The 20,610-nt window shown below is 72.0% G+C and carries 18 protein-coding genes and 1 pseudogene; 7 read left to right on the top strand and 12 right to left on the bottom strand.

The genetic code is table 11. The annotated features are described in order from the left end of the window. Window positions 1–30 precede the first annotated feature (30 nt). The 5 genes from B085_RS47410 to B085_RS0127400 all read right to left on the bottom strand — a co-directional run bounded on the left by B085_RS47410 (window position 31) and on the right by B085_RS0127400 (window position 5,850). Window positions 31–1,767 carry an HAD-IA family hydrolase gene (locus B085_RS47410; protein WP_234018667.1) on the bottom strand — a complete coding sequence of 579 codons (1,737 nt, stop codon included), beginning with the start codon at window positions 1,765–1,767 and terminating at the stop codon, window positions 31–33. Window positions 1,768–1,861: 94 nt separating this feature from the next. After that, a complete protein-coding gene (locus B085_RS0127415; protein ID WP_018561813.1) occupies window positions 1,862–2,956 on the bottom strand; it encodes an ABC transporter ATP-binding protein in 1,095 nt (364 codons plus the stop codon). 7 nt (window positions 2,957–2,963) lie between these two features. Beyond that, window positions 2,964–3,797: an ABC transporter permease gene (locus tag B085_RS0127410; protein WP_018561812.1), complete on the bottom strand. Its 834-nt coding sequence runs from the start codon at window positions 3,795–3,797 to the stop codon at window positions 2,964–2,966. Beyond that, window positions 3,785–4,693, bottom strand: coding sequence for an ABC transporter permease subunit (locus B085_RS0127405; protein WP_037732565.1), 909 nt, complete (start codon window positions 4,691–4,693; stop codon window positions 3,785–3,787). The genes B085_RS0127410 and B085_RS0127405 overlap by 13 nt, the downstream gene beginning before the upstream one ends. Next, window positions 4,690–5,850, bottom strand: a complete 1,161-nt coding sequence (locus B085_RS0127400; protein WP_018561810.1) for an ABC transporter substrate-binding protein — start codon at window positions 5,848–5,850, stop codon at window positions 4,690–4,692. Before B085_RS0127400 ends, B085_RS0127405 begins: the two co-directional genes overlap by 4 nt. A 279-nt stretch (window positions 5,851–6,129) precedes the next feature. On the opposite strand from B085_RS0127400, the gene B085_RS0127395 reads away from it, so the two are divergent. Further along, window positions 6,130–6,903: a GntR family transcriptional regulator gene (locus tag B085_RS0127395; protein ID WP_018561809.1), complete on the top strand. Its 774-nt coding sequence runs from the start codon at window positions 6,130–6,132 to the stop codon at window positions 6,901–6,903. Here B085_RS0127395 and B085_RS0127390 read toward each other — a convergent pair. Together B085_RS0127390 and B085_RS0127385 are read right to left on the bottom strand one after the other, a co-directional pair. Further along, the gene (locus B085_RS0127390) at window positions 6,872–8,260 is read right to left on the bottom strand and encodes a sensor histidine kinase (RefSeq protein ID WP_018561808.1); all 1,389 of its coding nucleotides are present in this window, start codon (window positions 8,258–8,260) and stop codon (window positions 6,872–6,874) included. The two genes, B085_RS0127395 and B085_RS0127390, sit on opposite strands and share 32 nt — an antisense overlap. A 14-nt stretch (window positions 8,261–8,274) precedes the next feature. After that, the gene (locus tag B085_RS0127385; protein WP_018561807.1) at window positions 8,275–8,982 is read right to left on the bottom strand and encodes a response regulator transcription factor; all 708 of its coding nucleotides are present in this window, start codon (window positions 8,980–8,982) and stop codon (window positions 8,275–8,277) included. A 290-nt stretch (window positions 8,983–9,272) separates the two neighbouring features. On the opposite strand from B085_RS0127385, the gene B085_RS0127380 reads away from it, so the two are divergent. From B085_RS0127380 to B085_RS0127360, 5 genes are all read left to right on the top strand, one after another. Continuing rightward, window positions 9,273–10,049, top strand: coding sequence for an amino acid ABC transporter ATP-binding protein (locus B085_RS0127380; protein ID WP_018561806.1), 777 nt, complete (start codon window positions 9,273–9,275; stop codon window positions 10,047–10,049). A 39-nt stretch (window positions 10,050–10,088) separates the two neighbouring features. Continuing rightward, window positions 10,089–11,009 carry a glutamate ABC transporter substrate-binding protein gene (locus tag B085_RS0127375; protein ID WP_018561805.1) on the top strand — a complete coding sequence of 307 codons (921 nt, stop codon included), beginning with the start codon at window positions 10,089–10,091 and terminating at the stop codon, window positions 11,007–11,009. Between the two features lie 111 nt (window positions 11,010–11,120). Next, window positions 11,121–11,768, top strand: coding sequence for an amino acid ABC transporter permease (locus B085_RS0127370; protein ID WP_018561804.1), 648 nt, complete (start codon window positions 11,121–11,123; stop codon window positions 11,766–11,768). Next, a complete protein-coding gene (locus tag B085_RS0127365; RefSeq protein ID WP_018561803.1) occupies window positions 11,765–12,613 on the top strand; it encodes an amino acid ABC transporter permease in 849 nt (282 codons plus the stop codon). The genes B085_RS0127370 and B085_RS0127365 overlap by 4 nt, the downstream gene beginning before the upstream one ends. Before the next feature lie 105 nt (window positions 12,614–12,718). Further along, window positions 12,719–14,380 (top strand): FAD-dependent monooxygenase, encoded by a 1,662-nt coding sequence (locus B085_RS0127360; protein ID WP_018561802.1) that lies wholly within the window; start codon window positions 12,719–12,721, stop codon window positions 14,378–14,380. A 48-nt stretch (window positions 14,381–14,428) separates the two neighbouring features. Here the strand turns inward: B085_RS0127360 and rny are convergent, their stop codons facing one another. From rny to B085_RS0127335, 5 genes and pseudogenes are all read right to left on the bottom strand, one after another. Then, window positions 14,429–15,916 carry a ribonuclease Y gene (gene rny, locus B085_RS0127355; protein ID WP_018561801.1) on the bottom strand — a complete coding sequence of 496 codons (1,488 nt, stop codon included), beginning with the start codon at window positions 15,914–15,916 and terminating at the stop codon, window positions 14,429–14,431. A 93-nt stretch (window positions 15,917–16,009) separates the two neighbouring features. Continuing rightward, window positions 16,010–16,648, bottom strand: a pseudogene (gene recX, locus B085_RS0127350) (recombination regulator RecX); the annotation flags it as partial. Beyond that, the gene (recA, locus tag B085_RS0127345; protein WP_018561799.1) at window positions 16,609–17,745 is read right to left on the bottom strand and encodes a recombinase RecA; all 1,137 of its coding nucleotides are present in this window, start codon (window positions 17,743–17,745) and stop codon (window positions 16,609–16,611) included. The pseudogene recX and the gene recA, both read right to left, overlap by 40 nt. A gap of 191 nt (window positions 17,746–17,936) precedes the next feature. Beyond that, window positions 17,937–19,124, bottom strand: a complete 1,188-nt coding sequence (locus B085_RS43940) for an AI-2E family transporter (protein WP_018561798.1) — start codon at window positions 19,122–19,124, stop codon at window positions 17,937–17,939. A gap of 136 nt (window positions 19,125–19,260) precedes the next feature. Further along, complete coding sequence (locus B085_RS0127335) at window positions 19,261–19,455, bottom strand: DUF3046 domain-containing protein (RefSeq protein ID WP_018561797.1); 195 nt, start codon at window positions 19,453–19,455, stop codon at window positions 19,261–19,263. Between the two features lie 366 nt (window positions 19,456–19,821). Between B085_RS0127335 and B085_RS0127330 the strand changes: the two genes are divergently transcribed. Then, on the top strand, window positions 19,822–20,403 hold the full coding sequence (locus B085_RS0127330) for a TMEM165/GDT1 family protein (protein ID WP_018561796.1): 582 nt from the start codon (window positions 19,822–19,824) through the stop codon (window positions 20,401–20,403). Window positions 20,404–20,610 lie beyond the last annotated feature (207 nt).

Genomic DNA, 20,610 nt, shown 5'->3' with positions numbered 1-20,610 from the left:
CGCGGCCCGGACGGCCGCGCGGGGCGGCCGTCACCGCAGGGCGAACGTGGTGACCACGGCCGCGTGGTCGGAGGGCCAGGCGTTGCCCGCGACGTGCGGCTCGGGGCTGGGCTCCCCGGTGACCAGGGTCGTGGAGTCCAGCACCCGCAGGCCGGACCCGGCGTACAGGACGTAGTCGATCCGGTCCTGCGGCTCGGGCTCCGGGTTCACCGGTGACCAGGTGGTGCCGGGGTCGCGCACCGGGTCCGGGTGGGCCTCGCGGTACGAGTCGCGCAGCCCGGCGGCCTCGGCGGCGAGGGTGACGGGCCAGGGCACGGGTCCGTACCCGCCGCGCAGGGGCGCCGCCTCGGCGGTCCAGTCCAGGTGGGAGGGGACGTTGAAGTCGCCCACGAGGACGACCGGGACGGTGTCGCGGGCGGCGAGGTCGCCCGCCATGTCGTGCAGGATGTCCCGGATCTGGTCCAGGCGTCCCGAGGCGGCCTCGTGCTCGACGAGCACCTCGACCGGCTGCCGGTCGTGGAGGGCGTCGTAGGGGCCGTACGGGGTGTGGTTCAGGTGCGCGCTCCACAGCGTGACGTCGCACCCCTCGTCGAGCCGCACGGTGGCGCCGAGTCCGCCGTAGAACGGGCTCGCGGGCAGTCCGTGGCGGGAGACGATCGGGTAGCGGCTGATGACGCCGAGGTTGTCTCCCGCCTGGTGGTGCTCCCAGCCCAGTGCCTCGGCGAGTTCCTTCGCGGAGTGCGTCCGGGTCTCCTGCAGGCCCACGACGTCCACGTCGGCGTCGAGCAGCACGCGCAGCTGCTTGTCGCGGTGGTCGTCGACGCGCGTGCCGCCGAGCCACAGGTTCCAGCTCATGACGCGCAGGTGCCGCACCATCGGCTCGTCCGCGGCGACGACCGGCACGCGCACGGTGACGGTGGCGGAGCGCCCTTCGGCGTCCGTGGCGGTGACGGCCACCTCCGCGTCGCCGGGCACGTCGGGGGTCCCGGTGACGGTGCCGTCGGCCGACACCCGGGCCCAGCCGGGCCCCGCGGCCTTGGCGTACGTGACGGGGGCGCCGCGCAGCAGCCCGGCGACGGTGGCCCGCAGCGGCTCGCCGACACGGGTGCGGCGGCTGGTGAAGGCGGGCACGAGGAAGGACGGCGGCTGCGCCACCAGGGCCCGCAGCAAGGAGACGTCGGCCCGTTCCAGGCTGCCGAGCACCGCGCGGCCCGCGCCGGGGGCGATCGGCGCCAGGGACGGCACGGCCAGCACCCGGCAGCCGGCGGCCTCGGCGGAGGCGACACCGGTCGGGGTGTCCTCGACGGCCACGCACGCGCCGGGGTCCACGCCGAGGGCGCGGGCGGCGGCGAGGTAGGGGTCGGGGGCGGGCTTGGTGCGGGGGGTGTCGTCGGCGGTGAGGGAGACCGCGAAGCGCTCGGGGCCGAGCACCGCCAGCACGACGTCCACGACCTCCCGGGGGGACGCCGAGACCAGGGCGATGGGGATGTCGTGCCGGGCGAGTTCGTCCAGCAGCTCCAGCGCGCCGGGGCGGGGCACCGTGCGGGCGCGGACCCGCTCGGCGAACTCCCGGTGCAGGACGGCGGCCAGTTCGTCGGCGCCGGTCGCCGTACCGGTCGTGGTCGCCAGGTGGGCGGCGGTGTGCTCGACGGCGCGGCCGAGGACCTCGGTCACGTCCGCGTCGCCGAGCACGTGCCCCAGCCCGGCGGCCACCTCGGCGACCGCCTCCCACCACAGCTCCTCGGTCTCGACGAGGGTGCCGTCCATGTCGAACAGGACAGCCTGGAGCGGGTGGTGCGGTGGGTGGGTCACGGGGCTCTCTTTCATCAGCGGTGTGGGGGGATGGGGGGTGCGGTCGGGATCAGACGGCGCGCGCGGTGACCAGGACGGGCCGGTCGGGCAGGGACACGGTGACGCTCGCGCCCGGCGGGAGGGCGGCGGCCTCGGAACTGGCCAGGTCGGCCTTGACCGAGGTGCCGTCGGCAAGTCGCACGGTCACCCGGGTGACGGCGCCGAGGAACGCGGTCGCCACGACGCGCGCGTCGCCGGTGGGGTCGGCGTCCACGCTCACCGCTTCGGGTCGGACCAGGACGTCCACCTCGGTGCCGGCGGGCACGTCGCCCTGGGCGGGCAGCCGCCGGCCGAGGACCTCGACGAGGCCGCCGTCGGTGAGCCGGCCCGGCAGGCGGCTGTTGGTGCCGACGAACTCGGCGACGAAGGCGGTGGCGGGGCGGTCGTACAGTTCGGCGGGCGCGGCGCACTGCTCCATCCGCCCGGCGTTCATGACGGCGACGCGGTCCGCCATGGACAGCGCCTCCTCCTGGTCGTGCGTCACGAACAGCGTGGTGATGCCGAGTTCGCGCTGGAGGCGGCGGATCTCCTCGCGCAGGGTGGTGCGCACCTTGGCGTCCAGCGCGCTCAGCGGCTCGTCCAGGAGCAGGACGCGCGGGCGCAGCGCCAGGGCGCGGGCGAGGGCCACGCGCTGCTGCTGGCCGCCGGAGAGCTGGTGCGGGTAGCGGTCACCGTGGTCCGGCAGACCGACGAGCTCCAGGAGCTCGGCTGCGCGGGTGCGCCGGTCGGCGGCGCCGACCTTGCGCATGCGCAGCCCGAAGGCGACGTTGTCGGCCGCGCTCAGGTGCGGGAAGAGGCTGTACGACTGGAAGACCATGCCCGCGTCGCGGCGGTGCGCGGCAATCCTGGTGACGTCCTCGCCGTCGACCAGGACCTGGCCGGAGTCGGGGTGCTCGAAGCCGGCGAGCATGCGCAGCGCGGTGGTCTTGCCGCAGCCGGACGGGCCGAGCAGCGCGACGAGTTCGCCGGGCCGGACGGTCAGGTCCAGCCCGTCGAGGGCGGTGGTGGCTCCGAAGGAGCGGCGCAGGGCCCGGAACTCGACGGTGGCGCCGCTGCTCGCGGCGGTCACGGCGTCGGCGACCGGGGCGGGGGAGGTGTCGGTCATCTGTCGGTCACTTCCGGGAGGCGGATGAGGTGGGGCGGCGTCCGCCGACGGCGGCCAGGACGAGCAGCAGCACCCAGGTGACCAGCAGGCTGAGCACCGAGACGGCCACTGACAGCTGGGCCTGCGAGCCGCTGACCGTGACGATCCACACCGCGAAGGGCTGGAAGCCCAGCAGCTGGGCGACGGTGAACTCGCCGAGCACCAGGGCGAGGGTGAGGAAGGAGGCGTTGAGCAGCGCCCCGCGCAGATTGGGCAGCACGACCCGGATCAGGGCGGCCGGCCAGTTCGCGCCGCAGGACCGGGCGGCCTCGACGAGGGTGCGGACGTCGACCGCCCGCAGTCCGGCGTCCAGGGCCCGGTAGACGAAGGGCAGCGCCATCACGACGTAGGTGAGCACCAGGACGACCGGGAAGGACGGGTTCTGGATGGCCACGAAGGTCTGGAAGAACGGCGTGCTGGCCAGGTGCTCGGGGCCCCAGCGCAACACGCTGCTGACCCCGGCCACCAGCGCGATCGGCGGCACCACCAGCGGCAGCGAGCAGATCACCTCCACCAGCGGGCGCAGCCGGGGCGCGGACAGCCGCAGCGCCACCATGGCGGGGACCATCAGCAGCAGGACGACGCCGATGGTGGCGGCCGCGAGTTCCAGGGAGAGCAGCAGGCTGGAGGTGAAGCCCTCCGCCTTGAGGATCTGCCCGTACGCGTCGAAGGTGACGCCCTGGCCGGGGACGTCCACGGTGAAGATCACCGAGGCGGCCAGCGGCACCAGGAAGTAGAGGCCGGCGACGACGAGGACGATGCCGCGCCAGGGCCGGATCCGTGTGTCCGTCAGTCCAGCCATCGCGCGCTCCGTCGTTGCAGGGGCAGGTAGACCGCCATGACCAGGCCGGCGACGACGATCATGTCGAGGCTCAGGGCCAGCGCCACGTTCTCCTGCCCGACCAGGACGTTGCCGGAGATGGCGTCGGCGATCTGGAGGGTGATCAGCGGAACCGAGCTGCCGACCATCGCCGCGGCGGTGGCGTAGGCGGCGAAGGCGCTGCCGAAGAGCAGGACCAGGCCGCCGAGGAGCGAGGGGGCCAGCACGGGCAGGGCGACGTGCCGCCAGTACTGGCCGTTGGTGGCGCCGTTGTTCTGGGCGGCCTCCCGCCACTGGACGCGCAGCCCCTCCAGCGCAGGGGTCACGGTGAGCACCATGAGGGGGATGAGGAAGTAGAGGTAGACGATGACCAGGCCCCAGAAGCTGTAGAGGCTCCAGCCGTGGTCGGCGAGACCCAGGTGACGGGTGAGGACGCCCGCGTTGCCCAGGGTCGCCACGAAGGCGAAGGCCAGCGGCACCCCGCCGAAGTTGGCGAGCACACCGGAGGCGGTCAGCACGGCTTCCCGCAGCGCGCGGAATCGCGAGGTCACCACGGCCTGGGCGAGCAGCAGCCCGAGCACCGCGCCGATGGCGGCGGAGAGCCCGGACAGCTTCACACTGCCCCACAGGGCGGTCAGGTAGGCGCCCTGCAGGGAGGTGGTCAGGTTGGCCGTGGTGTACGAGGAGGCCCCGCTCGCGGGGTCCTTGACGGTGAAGGCGCCGTTGACCATGGCGACCGCGGGGGCCCCGAAGCTGATCGCCACGAAGACGAGCAGCGGGAGCACCGCGAGCCAGCCGGCCGAGCGCCGCCGCGCCGGGGCGGTGGCCCCGGCAGCGGCGGCGACGGGCGCCGCGGTGGCGGTCATCGGGTCGGTCATCCGGAGACGGCCTTGCCCCAGCCCTGGGCCAGCACTTCCTTGGCCTTGTTCTGCTGGTCGTCGGTCGGGAAGGACGGGGTGCCGGTGACCGCGGGGAGCTTGGCGGCGGCGGCCTTGTCGAGGGTGCCGGCCTTGTCCATGGCGGGCATCAGGACGGGGCGGGCGAAGCCGGCGAGCCACAGGTTCTGGCCCTCGGCGCTGTAGAGGTACTCCTGCCACAGGCGGGCGGCCGCGGGGTGCGGGGCGTCCTTGTTGATGGCCTGCGCGTAGTACTGGGCGTACTGGCCGTCGCTCGGGACGGAGACCTTCCAGTCCACGCCCTTGCCGGCGAACTCCTCGGCGTAACCGGCGTTGAGGTAGTCCCAGTCGATGCTGATCGGGGTCTCGCCCTTCTCGACCGTGGCCGGGGTGGACTCGACGGGGTTGTAGTTGCCGTTCTTCTTCAGCTTGCCGAAGAAGTCGATGCCGGGCTGGATGTCGTCGAAGGAGCCGCCGCCCGCGAGCGCCGCCGCGTAGACACCGCCGAAGGCCGAGCCCGACTTGGTCGGGTTGCCGTTCAGCGCGACCTGGCCCTTGTACTCGGGCTTGAGCAGGTCGGCGAAGGTGGTCGGGCAGTTCTTGACGCGCTTGGCGTCGCAGCCGATGGAGACGTAGCCGCCGTAGTCGTTGTACCAGCGGGCCTGGGCGTCCTTCTGGGCGGCCGGGATGTCGTCGTACGAGGCGACCTTGTAGGGGGCGAACAGGCCCTGCTGGGCACCGCTGATCGCGAAGGATGCGCCCAGGTCGAGGACGTCGGGGGCGCGGTCCTGGCCCTTGCGGGAGGTGACGGCGTTGATCTCGTCCTGGCTCGCGGCGTCCGGGGTCTCGTTCTGGATCTTGATGCCGTACTTCTTGGTGAAGCCGTCGATCAGCGCGCCGTAGTTGGCCCAGTCGCGGGGCAGGGCGATCGCGTTGAGCGTGCCCTCCTTCTTGGCGGCGGCGATCAGGGCGTCCATGCCGCCGAATTCCTCGGCGGAGGTCGCGGTGGCCGCGCTCTTGCCGTTCTTGCCGTCGGCGGAGGTCTGCGTGGTGGGGGCCGAACCGCAGGCGCTGAGGGCCAGCGCGGTCACGGCGAGGCCGGCGGCGAGAGCGGCCGCCTTCGGAAGGGACGCGGGCACGGATGTCTCCTGGAGGGGAAGTCGGGTCCTGAAGGGCAAAGAGGTCGGGGAGCGCTTCAACTTGTCCGAACAAGTTGGCCTTCAGTAGGCCGGGCGTCAATGGCCTTTCCGTAAACGGCGGGAAAACCTCTGCAAGCCTGGAGAGGGCAGTCGTCCCTTTTCGGCCAAGGGCCTGGTGACAGGCCCGGGAAGCCGTGAACCCCTGCGCGCGATCCACGCCAAGCTCGTCTACGCTGAGCGGTGTTGTGCGCAGACGGTGCATGAACGGAAGGGGGCGCAGTGGCGGCACGGCACGAGGAGATCGCCGAGGAGCTCCGGCGGGCCATCGACGACGAGGAGTACACGGTCGGTGCCCTGCTCCCCCCGGAGACGGAACTGGCCGCCCGGTACGGCGTCTCCCGCGGGACCGTGCGCCAGGCCGTCGCCGCGCTGACCGTGGAGGGACTGATCGGCTCCCGCCAGGGCGCCCGCCGTGTCGTGCTCGCCAGCCGGCGCAGTCAGAGCTTCGCGGAACTGCGCAGCTTCGCCCAGTGGGCTCGGGCCATGGGCCGTGCCGCCTCAGGCACCGTGGTCCGCGCCGAGACCCGGCCGGCCACCGCGGAGGACGCCACGCGCCTGCACCTGCGCACGGGCACGGACGTGCTGTACGTACTGCGGGTACGCGGTCTCGACGGTGAGTGCGTCCTGGTGGAGCGCACGGTCTACGCCGACTGGATCGCCCCCGCGGTGCTGCGCATAGAGCCGGACTGCGAGTCCGTCACCCAGCGGCTGTACGACGACATGGGCCTGGTCTTCGCCTACGGGGAGCACCTGATCGACGCCGTCTCGGCCGGCACCCGGGACAGCGAACTGCTGGGCGTGCGGCGCGGCAGCCCGCTGCTGCGGGTACGCCGGGTGACCACGACGCAGAAGGGCCGCCCGGTGGAGTGGTCGGACGACCGCTACCGCTCGGACGCGGTCAACTTCAGCATCCACAACTCGATCGGTTCCAACCCGCTGGCCCGCCAGGCCGGCCCCGGGCTCAGGGAGCCGTTCGCGGCACCGTCAGGGTGACCCGCAGTCCGTGGGGCTCGTTCGGGGCGAACGCGATGGCGCCGCCGCCCTGGGCCAGCAGCACCCGCGCGATGGACAGGCCCAGACCCGAGCCGTCGACGTTCTGATGGCGCGGGCTGCGCCAGAAGCGGTCGCCGATGCGGGCCAGTTCGTCCCCCGTGAGCCCCGGGCCGCCGTCGGCCACGATCACGTCGACGGCTCCGGGGCCTCCCCGCGGTTCGGTGGTGACCAGTACGCGCCCACCGCCCGGCGTGAACTTCACGGCGTTGTCGATCACGGCGTCGAGGGCGCTGGACAGCGCCACCGGATCGGCCCAGCCGGTCACCGCGGCGGCGCCGCCGTAGCCGAGTTCGACGCCGTCGCGCTCGGCGACCGGCCGCCACGCCTCGACGCGTTCCGCGGCGAGGGCGGCGATGTCGGTGAGGGCGAGGTCGGCCTCCGCGTGCTCGGCGGTGGCGAGGCCCAGCAGATCGTCCAGCACCGAGGCCAGCCGCTTGCCCTCCTCCTGCACCGAGGCGATCTCCTCGTGCCCGTCGGGCAGTTCCAGGCCCAGCAGCTCGATCCTCAGCAGCAGCGCGGACAGCGGGTTGCGCAACTGGTGGGAGGCGTCGGCGACGAAGGCCCGCTGCTGGTCGAGGACCTCCTCGACGTTGTCGGCCATCTCGTTGAACGAGCGGGCCAGGCGGCGCAGTTCCGGCGGACCCCCGGAGACGGCCACGCGGGACTTCATCCGGCCGGTGGCGATGTCGTGGGTGACCCGGTCCAGCACCCGGACCGGGCGCAGCACCCAGCCGGTGAGCCGGAAGGCGGCCATGACGGCCACGATCATGGCCGCCAGTTCACCGGCCGCGAGCAGCAGCCAGCCGCGCAGGATGCGCGAGCGCATGGCACCGGTCGGCGAGTCGGTCAGCACCACCGCGACCACGTCGCCGTCCCGGACGACCGGGGAGGCGACCGGCAGGGAGCGGTGCTGCCAGGGCCAGATCTGCGTGGGGTCGTGGCTGCGCCGCCCGGCGAGGGCCTCGCTGTACGCGGTGAAGGCCTCGCCGCCGGTGGGCAGCGTCCAGCCGGCCGGGGCCGAGGCGATCGGCTTGCCGTCGCGGTCGAAGACGCCGGCCCTGATGCCGTAGACCTCCTGGTACTGCAGCAGCTCCGTCCGCAGCGTGCTCTCCCGTTCGCCCCCGCCGTCGGTGCTGACGTACTGCGCGAGCGCGGCGAAGCGGGCGGTGTCGTCGATGCGGTCCACGACGACCCGCTGCTGCTGGGTGGCGGCCAGGCTGGCGGCGAGCGGGAAGCCGAGCGCCAGCAGCACACCGGCCATCAGCACGATGAGCAGCGGCAGCAGCCGGGCATGCACGGAAGAACGGCCCCCTAGCCGGAGGGCACGACGAGGCGGTAGCCGACCCCGCGCACGGTCTCGATCAGGGAGGGCAGGCGCAGCTTGGAGCGCAGGGACGCCACATGCACCTCGAGGGTGCGCCCGGTCCCCTCCCAACTCGTCCGCCACACCTCGCTGATGATCTGCTCACGACGGAAGACCACTCCGGGCCGCTGCGCCAGCATCGCGAGCAGGTCGAACTCCTTGCGGGTCAGCGCGACCGGCTCGTCGCCGACGGTGACCTTGCGGGTGGCCATCTCCACCCGGACCGGGCCGAGCCCGATGACGTCCGGGGCCGGCGCACCCTCCGCCTCGGGCCCCGTCGACGCCTCCTGCGCCTTGCGGCGGCAGACGGCGTGGATGCGGGCGAGCAACTCACCGGTGTCGTACGGCTTCACCACGTAGTCGTCGGCGCCGAGGTTGAGTCCGTGGATGCGCGACCGAACGTCGGCGCGGGCGGTCACCATGATCACGGGAATGGCGGTACGCAGCCGGATGCGGCTGCACACCTCGAAGCCGTCCTGGTCGGGCAGGCCGAGGTCGAGCAGGACCACGTCGAAACCGGGACCGTGGTCGGGCAGCAGCGCGTGCAGCGCCTCCTCGCCGCTGCGGGCATGGATGACCTGCAGTCCGTGCTTGGCCAGCACGGCCGCCAGCGCGGCGGCGACCCGGTGGTCGTCCTCCACGAGCAGCAGTCTCATCCGTTCACCTCCCGCGGCCCGGTCCTTCACGCTCCCGCAATCATGCTCTACCACCGAATACACGCCGATCGGCCACGTGCGCGTCAAGCGCAGCCCGGGCCCGCGTGGCGACTGTTACGGAGCCGGTACGCTGCACAACCGGCCGGGCTCACCCACAGTGCCGGATTTGTGCCAGCCAGTGACCGGATCGTAATGCTCAAGTTCCCCTCAGATGTGCTGACTCCGTTCGCCGGGCGTCAATAGGGTGATCGCCGAGGTCTGGTCAACCGACGAGGATGGAGCACACGCCGATGACCGAAGTCCCGGTGCCCGAGGACGCCGTTCCGGCGGCCGACGACCTGGTCGTACTGAAGGACGTGAACAAGCACTTCGGCGCTCTGCACGTGCTCCAGGACATCAACCTCAGCATCGGCCGCGGCGAGGTCGTGGTCGTCATCGGCCCCTCGGGGTCGGGCAAGTCGACCCTGTGCCGGGCCGTCAACCGCCTGGAGACGATCGACTCGGGGCTGATCACGATCGACGGGAAGCCGCTGCCCCAGGAGGGCAGGGAGCTGGCCCGGCTGCGCGCCGACGTCGGCATGGTCTTCCAGTCCTTCAACCTCTTCGCGCACAAGACGGTCCTGGAGAACGTCACGCTCGGCCAGGTCAAGGTGCGCAAGGCCGGCAAGAAGGCCGCCGAGGACCGCGCCCGCACCCTGCTGGACCGGGTGGGCGTGGGCAGCCAGGCGGACAAGTACCCGGCACAGCTCTCCGGAGGCCAGCAGCAGCGCGTGGCGATCGCCCGGGCGCTGGCGATGGAGCCGAAGGTCATGCTCTTCGACGAGCCGACCTCGGCGCTCGACCCGGAAATGATCAACGAGGTGCTGGAGGTCATGCAGCAGCTCGCACGCGACGGGATGACGATGGTTGTCGTCACCCATGAGATGGGCTTCGCCCGGTCCGCCGCGAACCGCGTCGTCTTCATGGCGGACGGGCGGATCGTCGAGCAGGCGACGCCCGACCAGTTCTTCAGCAATCCCCGGAGCGACCGGGCCAAGGACTTCCTTTCGAAGATCCTTCACCACTGAGAGCGACACCGACGGTTCGCCGACCTAAGGATGATCACGATGAGCTTCCGTACCACTGCCGCCGCCGCTCTGGCCGTCCTGGCGCTGACCGCCACCGCCACCGCGTGCGGCAAGGAGGGCTCGCCCTCCTCCTCGAGCACCCCCGGCAAGGGCTCCAGCAGCGCGGCCGCCGCCGAACTGCCCACCTACACCGTCAAGACCGGTGTGGACCTGGCCGGCTCCAAGACCTGGGACCGGATCAAAAAGAACGGCAAGCTCGTCATCGGCGTCAAGGCCGACCAGCCGAACCTGGGTTACCAGGACCCCGGCAGCAAGAAGTACTCCGGCTTCGACATCGAGATCGCCAAGATGATCGCCGCCGACCTCGGCTTCGACGAGAGCAAGATCGAGTACAAGACGATCCAGTCGGCCAACCGCGAGACCGCCCTCTCCGGGGGCCAGGTCGACTACTACGTCGGCACGTACACCATCAACGACGAGCGCAAGAAGTCCGTCTCCTTCGCCGGCCCGTACTTCGTCGCGGGCCAGGACCTGCTGGTCAAGAAGGGCAGCGGCATCAAGAGCACGAGCGACCTCAAGGGCAAGAAGGTCTGCTCCGCGACCGGCTCGACCTCCATCCAGCGCATCAAGGAGGGCAACTACGGCGCCGAGCCCGTCGAGTACGACTCCTACTCGCTGTGCGTGCAGAACCTGGCCTCGGGCCAGGTCGACGCGGTGACCACCGACGACGCCATCCTCAAGGGTTACGCGGCCCAGGACCCGGCCAACCTCGAGGTCCTCGGCAAGCCGTTCTCCGAGGAGGCCTACGGCGTGGGCCTGCTCAAGGACGACAAGGTCCTGCAGCAGGCGATCACCAACGCGCTGAAGAACCACGAGGACAACGGCGACTGGAAGAAGGCGTACGACGCCACGCTCGGCAAGTCCGGCGTGAGCGCCGAGATCCCGCAGCTCCAGTCCTGAAGCGGGCGGAACCCGGCCTGACCCGGGTCCCGTCCTCCCTCACCGGCACAGCCCGAGCCTGATGCGCCGGCGGCCAGGAGCGGCCGTCGGCGCACCCCCTTCGGAGAATCGATGAACGTACTGCTGGACAACTTCGCGCTCTTCCGCGAGGGGTTCCTCGGCACGGTCGAGCTGACCGCGCTCAGCGGGGCGATGGCCCTGGTGCTCGGGGTGATCATGGCCGCCTTCCGGGTGTCCCCGGTGCCGCCCCTGCGCGCCTTCGGCGCGGCGTGGGTGACCCTGCTGCGCAACACCCCGCTGACCCTGCTCTTCTTCATCGCGGTGCTGGTGCTGCCCCGGCTGGGGCTGAACACCTGGAGCTACTTCCGGCTCGCGGTGCTCGCCCTGAGCTGCTACACCTCGGCCTTCATCTGCGAGGCCGTGCGCTCGGGCATCAACACCGTCCCGCTCGGGCAGGCCGAGGCCGCCCGCAGCCTCGGGATGACCTTCACCCAGACCCTGCGGCTGATCATCCTGCCGCAGGCCACCCGGACCGTGCTGCCGCCCATCGGCAGCCTGCTGATCGCGCTCACCAAGAACTCCGCGATCGCCGGTGCCTTCAGCGTCACCGAGCTGTTCAGCGTGCAGAAGGCGCTCGGTGAGAAGGGCTACAGCGTCTTCGCGACCTTCATCTGGGTGGCGATCGCCTACCTGGTCCTCACCCTCCTCATCAGCGCGGTCTTCCGACTGCTCGAGAACCGGCTGGCGGTGGCCCGATGAGCACGAACGTCCTCTTCGACGCCCCCGGCCCCCGGGCCAGGATCCGCAACCGGGTCGTCGGCGCGGTCGCCGCCCTGGCGATCCTCGCCCTGCTGTGGTTCGTCTACCGGCGGCTCGACGAGTCGGGGCAGTTCGCCTCGTACCTCTGGGAGCCCTTCCAGTACACCGACATCCAGCAGCGCCTTGTCGACGGTCTGGTCTCCACGCTGAAGGCCTTCGCGCTCGCCGCGGTCTTCTCGCTGGTGCTGGGCGCGGCGCTGGCGGCCGGCCGGCTGTCGGACCACGCCCCGGTGCGGTGGGTGGCGACCGTCGTCGTGGAGTTCTTCCGCGCGATGCCGCTGCTCATCATGATCTTCGCGCTGTACGTGGGCCTCTTTACCGCCGCCCCGCTGTGGGCGCTGGTGATCGGCCTCACCCTCTACAACGGCTCGGTGCAGGCCGAGATCTTCCGGGCCGGCATCAACGCCGTACCCAAGGGGCAGCGCGAGGCCGCGTACGCGATCGGCCTGCGCAAGACGCAGGTCATGGTCTTCGTACTGATCCCGCAGGCGGTCCGGGCCATGCTGCCGTCGATCATCAGCCAGCTGGTGGTCACCCTGAAGGACACCTCGCTCGGCTACATCATCACCTACGAGGAGCTGCTCTACATCGGCAACCTCATCGCCAAGAACAGCGCGGGCTTCCCCTTCATCCCGATGATCATCATCGTGGCGCCGATCTACATCCTGATGTGCCTGGCGCTCAGCTCGCTGGCCAACTGGATCGAGCGGCGCGGACGGCGCAGCCGCAAGGGCGCGCCGCCGAAGTCCGGTGACATCAAGGCGGTGGAGGCCGCGGCGGAGTGACGGTGCGCCAGGCGTACCACCGCGCGGCAGGTGTGGTCACTTGACGCACGCACGCGCAGTAGGTTGCATACGCAATGTGACTGCACAACTTCCCGGGACCCTGCCGTGGACCCGGTGATCATCGCGGGGGCGGGTCCGGTCGGGCTCGCCCTCGCGCTCTGCCTGGCCCGGCACGACGTGCCGAGCATCGTCCTCGACGAGCACGACCACCCGCCCGCACTCTCCCCGGAGCGCACGGCCGTACTGAGCCCGGAGACCGCCGGACTGCTGGTCCGGCTCGGCCACCGCCGGCTGTACGAGTCCGGCGCGACCTGGGACGCGTGGCGGACGCTGCGCCGCCGGCAGGAGACCGTCCGGGTGGAGTTCGGCGACCCAGCCTCCGGTGGGCAGGGCCCCTCCCCCCTGCACATCGGGCAGGAGCGCCTGGAGCGCGGGCTACGCGGGGCGCTCGCCGAACAGGCACTGGCGCGGATCGTGCCGGGCGCCCGCATCGAAGCGGTCGAGCAGGACGAGCGCGGTGTCAGCGTCCGCACCAAGGGCGCCAACGCCACCTGGTGGCGCGGCAGTTACCTGATCGGCTGCGACGGCCCGCGCTCCACCGTGCGCAAGCTGCTGGGCGTGCGGTTCCCCGGCCGTACGGCCGTCGACCGGCACGCCGTGGCCGCCCTGCGGGTCGCGCTGCCCGACGAGGGCGTGGCGCTGCTGCACCGTGAGCCGCCGGGGCCGGGCGCGGGACCCGAGGTGACGGCCCGTCCGCTGCCGGACGGGGTGTGGCGGCTGGACTGGCTGCTGCCGGCCCGCGGAGAACCGCTCACCTCCGACGAGCTCGTCTCGCGCGTCCGCGGCACCCTGACGGCCTGGTGCGGAAGCGTTCCTCCGTACGAGCTGCTGGGCTCCGCCGAGTACCCGGTGCACCAGCGCCTGGCCCGGCGCTGGCGCGCCGGACGCGTCTTCCTGGCCGGCGACGCGGCGCACCTCATGGGCGCGCTGGGCGCGCAGGGCCTGGAGGAGGGCCTGCGCGACGCCGACAACCTCGCCTGGAAGCTCTCCCTGGCCTGGCACCACGGGGCGTCGGACACCCTGCTCGACAGCTACCAGGCCGAACGGCGCGGCGCGGTGGGCGCCCGGCTGCGGGCCACCGACCAGGTCCTGCCGCTGCTGCGGACGAGCGGTGTCTGGCACACGGTGCGGCGCTCCGTGCTGTCCGGCTCCGCCCGGCGGTACGCCGAGCTGCTCACCGACGGCCACCTCGGCCGGGGCGCGCTCGGCGCCCCGCCGGTCTACGCCCGCTCACCGCTCGCGCTGCCCGCCCCCCGCGGAGCGGGCGCCGCCGCCTCGGCCTCCTCGGCGGCCGCGGCCGCGCCGTCGCCGCTGCTGGGATCCTGCGCCACTCCCCCGGGCGGCGCGGTCGTCGACGTCCCGGTCACGGCGCTCGACGGCTCCCGTGCGCACCTGTACGAGCGGCTCGGGCGTGACCTGCTGGTCGTCCTTGTCGCGCCGGGCACCGGGGTGTGGGAGAGCCGGCACTGGCTCACCGCGGGCCTGATGCCCCGGCTGGCCAAGGCGGTGGCGGCCCTGCCCACCCGGGCGGAACTGCTCGTCACCGAGGCCTATCCCGGGTCGACGGCGCACAGCGTGCTGCTGATCCGCCCGGACGGCCATCTGGTGACCGTGATGACCGGCTGCCGCCCGACCGAGCTCTACGCCTACGCCGACCTCGCCCGCGGCGGCCCCCCGAGCGCCGTCCAGGACCGCGTCCCCCACTGACGGGCCCCGGCGCGGGCCGGCCGGGGTCCGGGTCGCGGGCCGGTCCGTTCAGCGGGCGAACTCCGTGGCCCGGGACTCCCTGACGACGGTGACGCGGATCTGGCCGGGGTAGGTGAGTTCCTCCTCGACCTGCTTGGCGACGTCACGGGCGATGACCTGCGCCTGGATGTCGTCCACGTCCTCCGGGCGCACCATGACCCGGATCTCGCGTCCGGCCTGCATGGCGAAGACCTTGGAGACGCCCGTGTGGGCGGCGGCGATCTGCTCCAGCCGCTTGAGCCGGCGGACGTAGCTCTCCAGGGACTCGCGCCGGGCGCCGGGACGCCCGCCGGAGATGCCGTCGGCGGCCTGGGTGAGGACCGCCTCGACGGTACGAGGGGCGACCTCGTTGTGGTGGGCCTCGATGGAGTGGACGACGTCCTCGGACTCGCCGTGCCGTCGCGCCAGGTCCGCGCCGATGAGGGCGTGGCTGCCCTCGACCTCGTGGGTGAGGGCCTTGCCGATGTCGTGCAGCAGGGTGCCGCGCTTCGCCACGGCCGGGTCGACGCCGAGCTCGGCGGCCATCATGCCCGCGATGTGCGAGGACTCCAGGAGATGGCCGAGCACGTTCTGGCCGTAGGAGGTGCGGTAGCGCAACCGCCCCAGCAGCGTGACCAGTTCGGGGTGCATGTCGGTGATGCCGATCTCGGTGAGCGCGTCCTCTCCGTGGCGCACGCACAGTTGCTCGACCTCGGCCTGCTTGCGCTCGTAGACCTCCTCGATGCGGTGCGGATGGATGCGGCCGTCGGTGACGAGTGCGTCCAGGGCGAGCCGGGCGACCTCGCGCCGCACCGGGTCGAAGCAGGAGAGCAGCACCGCCTCGGGCGTGTCGTCGATGATGAGGTTGACTCCGGTGACGGCCTCGAAGGCACGGATGTTGCGGCCCTCACGGCCGATGATCCGGCCCTTCATCTCGTCGCCGGGCAGTTGCAGCACCGACACCACCGACTCGGCCGTCTGCTCGGTGGCCACGCGCTGGATGACCCCGGCGACGATCCGCCGGGCGCGTTCCTCGCCGCGGTCGCGGGCGGCCCGCTCGATGTCGCGGGCGATCACCGCCGCCTCGCGCTTGGCCTGCTGCTCCGCGGAGCGCACGAGGTCGGCACGGGCCTCGGCGGCGGTGTAGGCGGCGACGCGCTCCAGGACCTCGCGCCGCTCCTCCTCCAGCCGGTTGAGCTCGGCGCGGCGGCGCTCCAGTTCCTCGCGTTCCTCCGCCAGTTCGCGGCGACGCCGGTGGAGTTGCTCCGACTCGGCGTCGATACGGGCCTCCCGGTCGGCGAGCCGCTGCTCACGCCGCTCCAAGTCGGCCCGGATCTCGCGGACTTCCTCCTTGGCGGTGGCCCGGATCCCCCGGGCCTCACGCTCGGCCGCAGCCCTGAGCTGTTCGCGTTCCGCGCGAAGCCGTCGGAGCAGCACGCCCGCGGTGACGGCGACGACCACGGTGACGGCCACGGCCGCGACCGTGAAAACGGATTCGGTCCCCAGCGCGATGCCCATGGCACCAACTCCCGTATCTCTGAGGACGCGATCCCTCACCCGTTGTGAGGCTAAGTCGACTCAGAGGCACGGTCAAGGAACCTCAGCGAAGGTTCAGTCGGGCAGGTAGTACTCCAGCGACTCCGGGTCCTCGCCCTCCTCCTCCAGGGCGCGGCGGACCACCCTCAGGGCGAGCCCTTCCGCGTACCCCTTGCGGGCGAGCATCCCGGCGAGCCGGCGGATCCGCTTCTCCTTCTCGAGACCGCGGGTGGCCCTGAGCTTGCGATCGACGAGGGCGCGGGCCGTCTCCTCCTCCTGCTCCGCGTCAAGCTGCCCCACGGCGTGGCCGATCGCCTCGGCGTCCACCCCCCGGGTGCGCAGTTCCTGCGCGAGGGCACGCCGGGCGAGGCCCCGGCCGCGGTGCCGGGACTCGACCCAGGCGTCGGCGAACGCCTGGTCGTCGATGAGCCCGACGTCCTCGAACCGTTCCAGCACCTGCTCCGCCGCCTCCTCCGGGATGTCCCGGCGGCGCATGGCGTCGGCAAGCTGCTTTCGGGTGCGGGGGGTCCCGGTGAGCAGGCGCAGACAGAGCGCCCGCGCCTGCTCCACCGGGTCCAGTGGGCGTTCCTGCTCCGCCCTGTCCCCCTCCTGCCCGAAGGCGGGCAAGGAGGGGGAGGAGGAGTCGCCACGATCCTTGCGCCGGGATGCCACCGTCAGGCCTTGGCGGCCGCGGCCTTGGGCGCCTTGACGGCCTTGGGCGCCGGGACGGTCGCGGCGTCGGCCTTGGCCGGGTCGGCCGCTGCGGCGGCGGGAGCGGTCGCGTCGGCGCCGGCCTCGTCAGCCGCGGCCTCCGGCCGGACGCCGATGCCGAGCTTCTCCTTGATCTTCTTCTCGATCTCGTCGGCGAGGTCGGGGTTGTCGCGCAGGAAGTTGCGCGCGTTCTCCTTGCCCTGACCGAGCTGGTCGCCCTCGTAGGTGTACCAGGCGCCGGACTTGCGGATGAAGCCGTGGTCCACACCCATGTCGATCAGGCCGCCCTCACGGCTGATGCCCTGGCCGTAGAGGATGTCGAACTCGGCCTGCTTGAAGGGCGGCGCGACCTTGTTCTTGACGACCTTGACGCGCGTGCGGTTGCCGACCGCGTCCGTGCCGTCCTTGAGGGTCTCGATACGGCGGATGTCCAGCCGCACGGAGGCGTAGAACTTCAGCGCGCGGCCACCGGTCGTCGTCTCCGGCGAGCCGAACATCACGCCGACCTTCTCGCGGAGCTGGTTGATGAAGATCGCGGTGGTCTTGGACTGGTGGAGCGCACCGGTGATCTTGCGCAGCGCCTGGCTCATCAGACGGGCCTGCAGACCCACGTGCGAGTCACCCATCTCACCCTCGATCTCGGCCCGCGGCACGAGGGCCGCCACGGAGTCGATCACGATGAGGTCCAGCGCGCCGGAGCGGATCAGCATGTCGGTGATCTCGAGGGCCTGCTCGCCGTTGTCCGGCTGGGACAGCAGCAGGGAGTCGACGTCCACGCCGAGGCGCTTGGCGTAGTCGGGGTCGAGGGCGTGCTCGGCGTCCACGAAGGCGACCTTGCCGCCGGCCCGCTGGGCGTTGGCCACCGCGTGCAGGGTCAGGGTCGTCTTGCCGGAGGACTCCGGGCCGTAGACCTCCACCACGCGGCCGCGCGGGAGACCGCCGACGCCGAGGGCGACGTCCAGGGCGGTGGATCCCGTCGAGATGACCTCGATGGGCTCGTTCGGCCGATCGCCGAGGCGCATGACGGCACCCTTGCCGAACTGCCGTTCAATCTGTGCGAGCGCGGCGTCGAGCGCCTTGTCGCGGTCGGTTCCTGCCATGGGTTCCACCCTGGGTGTCTGAGTCGTTCGCTTCACGTCCATGACGCTACTGCCTGCCACTGACAACGCGTCCCGACGCCGCCCCCGGCCTGTGGACAACCCATGGGAGTCCGTGAAAACCCTTGGGAAACCGGGCCCGGCACATCCATGAGAATGGATGTTCGATTTTTGTGTCAAGCGACCCGCGAACCTCAGGCGCCCCCGTCGTCCGCCACGCCCCGGTCGTCCCGCCGGTCCCGCGCGTCCCGGGAAGCCCCCTCGGGCCCGGGACCGGTGACCGGCCCGCCCCGGCCGGCCCCGCGCGACCGCCACCGGAACAGCGGCCGCCGCTGCGGCCCGTGCGCCCGCGGGTCCGTGACGGCGTACCGCTTCACGTACGCCCCGAGGAAGCCCTGCAGCGTCGCCGTCGCCGGGATCGCCACCAGAGCGCCCACCGCCCCCAGCAGCGCGGTGCCGGCGATCACCGACCCGAAGGCCACCGCGGGGTGGATGTCGACGGTGCGCGCGGTGATCCGCGGCTGCAGCACGTAGTTCTCGAACTGCTGGTAGACCACGACGAAGCCCAGCACCCACAGCGCGTCCCACGGGTCCTGCGTGAACGCGATCAGCATCGGCAGCGCCCCCGCCAGGTACGTGCCGACCGTCGGCACGAACTGCGAGACGACACCGACCCAGACCGCCAGCGCCGGCGCGTACGGCACCCCGATGACCACGAACAGCACGTAGTGGGCGACGGCGGAGATCAGCGCCATCAGGGCCCGCGAGTACAGGTAGCCGCCGGTCTTGGCGACCGCGATCTCCCACGCCCGCAGCACCTCGGCCTGCCGGGCCGGCGGCAGCACCGAGCAGACGGCGCGGCGCATCCGTGGCCCGTCGGCGGCGAAGTAGAAGGTGAACAGGCCGATCGTCAGCACCTGGAAGACCCCGCCGAGGACCGTCGCCGACAGCCCCCACACGTTGCCCGCCTGCCGCTGCACATAGGTGCGCAGCCAGTCGGAGTGCAGCACGTTCTCCTGCAGCTTGCCGACGGACAGGTCGGTGCCGAAGGTCTGGTTGACCCACACGACCACGTCGTCGACGTACTCCGGCAGATTGCTGCCGATCGAGGTGATCTGGTCCACCAGCAGCGAGCCGAGCAGCACCACGAAGATCCCGCCCGCGGCGAGCACGATCAGGAACACCAGCCCGGTCGCCCAGCCCCTGCGCATCCCGCGCGCGGCCATCCAGTCCACGGCCGGCTCGATCGCCAGGGCGGCGAAGAAGGCCAGCAGGATGTTCACCAGCAATCCGATGACCTGGTGGAACGCCCAGTTCGCCAGTTGGAAGGCGGCCAGCAGCGCGATCGCCAGCACCATCGCCCTCGGCAGCCAGCGCGGCATCCCCGAACCCACCGCACCCTCTCCCGCACCCGTTCCGCGCCCCGGTTCCCCGGGCTCCCCAGGGGACCGCGGAGCCCCGGTCGCCCCGGCTATCGTCTCGTCGCTGCCCGTCACGCCCTCAGTCCCGCCCCCGTGCTCAGCGGCGCGATGCCGGGACGTCGACGGCCGCGCACACCGCCCGCCAGACGTCCTTGGTCTCCCAGCCCTCGTCCAGTGCCTGGTGGACGGTCCGGCCGCCGAGCTCGGACATCACGTGGTCGCGCGCGAAGGAGTCGGCGTACGTCTCGCCGAAGTGCACGCGCATCCGTTCCCAGAACACCGTCAGCTTCATGCGCCCAGTATCCCGCGCCGCCGGCCGAACGGGCGGGCGTCGCACAAGGGCCCACGCGTCCGCCGTCCGGGGCCGCTCACAGCGGCGGGGCAGCGGGGCGGCGGGGCCGACCGGGGCGTTGGGTACACTGGGTGAAGCGAAGGGGAGTAGTCCCGCAATACCGGCTGGTCGACACACTGGACGTCCGTGGACGTCCCGGCCACCGGGCCGCCGCACCGGGTGCGGGGGTGGACGAGACCTTCGGCCAAGGCAAGACGTGGTCCGCACCGCCGTGCGGGCCGCTCCGTCGTGCCGGGCCGTCGGCGCTTCCCGTCGCCCTCTGGGTGCCGTCGAGTCCACGGTCCGGTCCCAGCAGAAAGCACCGGAATGACCTTCGACCCCCTGGCGCTCGTCACCGCCTTCGGGCTGATCTTCCTCGCCGAACTCCCGGACAAGACGATGTTCGCCTCGCTGGCGATGGGCACGCGCATGCGCCCGCTCTACGTCTGGTTCGGCACCTCGACCGCCTTCATCCTGCACGTGGCCATCGCGGTGGGCGCGGGCAGCCTGATCAGCATGCTGCCGAACATGGCGGTGAAACTGGTCTCCGCCGCCCTGTTCGCCTTCGGCGCCGTGGTATTGCTGCGGGGCGGGGGCGACGACGACCACGACGAGGCCGGCAGGACCGTGACCGGGTTCTGGCCGGTGTACTCCACCGCGTTCACCGCCGTGTTCATCAGCGAGTGGGGCGACCTCACGCAGATCACCACCGCCAACCTCGCCGCCACCAACGGCTGGCTGCCGACCGCGATCGGCTCGGCCGCGGCACTGATGTCGGTCTCCGCCCTCGCACTGGTGGTGGGCCGGTTCATCGCCAAGAAGGTCCCGCTGAAGACCATCCAGCGCGTCGGCGGCGTCTGCATGGCGGGCCTGGCCGTCTGGACCCTGGTCGAGGCGTTCACGGGCTGAGCCTCACGGGCCGGCGTTCACGGGCTTGGTTTCGCGGGCTGACAGACCGGCGTCCCGGGCCTTCGGACCGGGCGCACCGCCCACACCTTTCCCGCGTCGTCCGCTTTTACCGAACGGCGCCATTACCCACCACGATGCCCCGTAATGTTTGCGGGGCGTACATTCGGTATATGCGACCGCCAGCGCTGGAGGACGGCCTTCCTGCTC

This window comes from Streptomyces sp. BoleA5 (genome assembly GCF_000373665.1).
GTDB lineage: Bacteria > Actinomycetota > Actinomycetes > Streptomycetales > Streptomycetaceae > Actinacidiphila.
The sequence above is the reverse complement of the archived record's forward strand: the minus strand, read 5'-3'. Positions and strand labels throughout refer to the sequence as shown.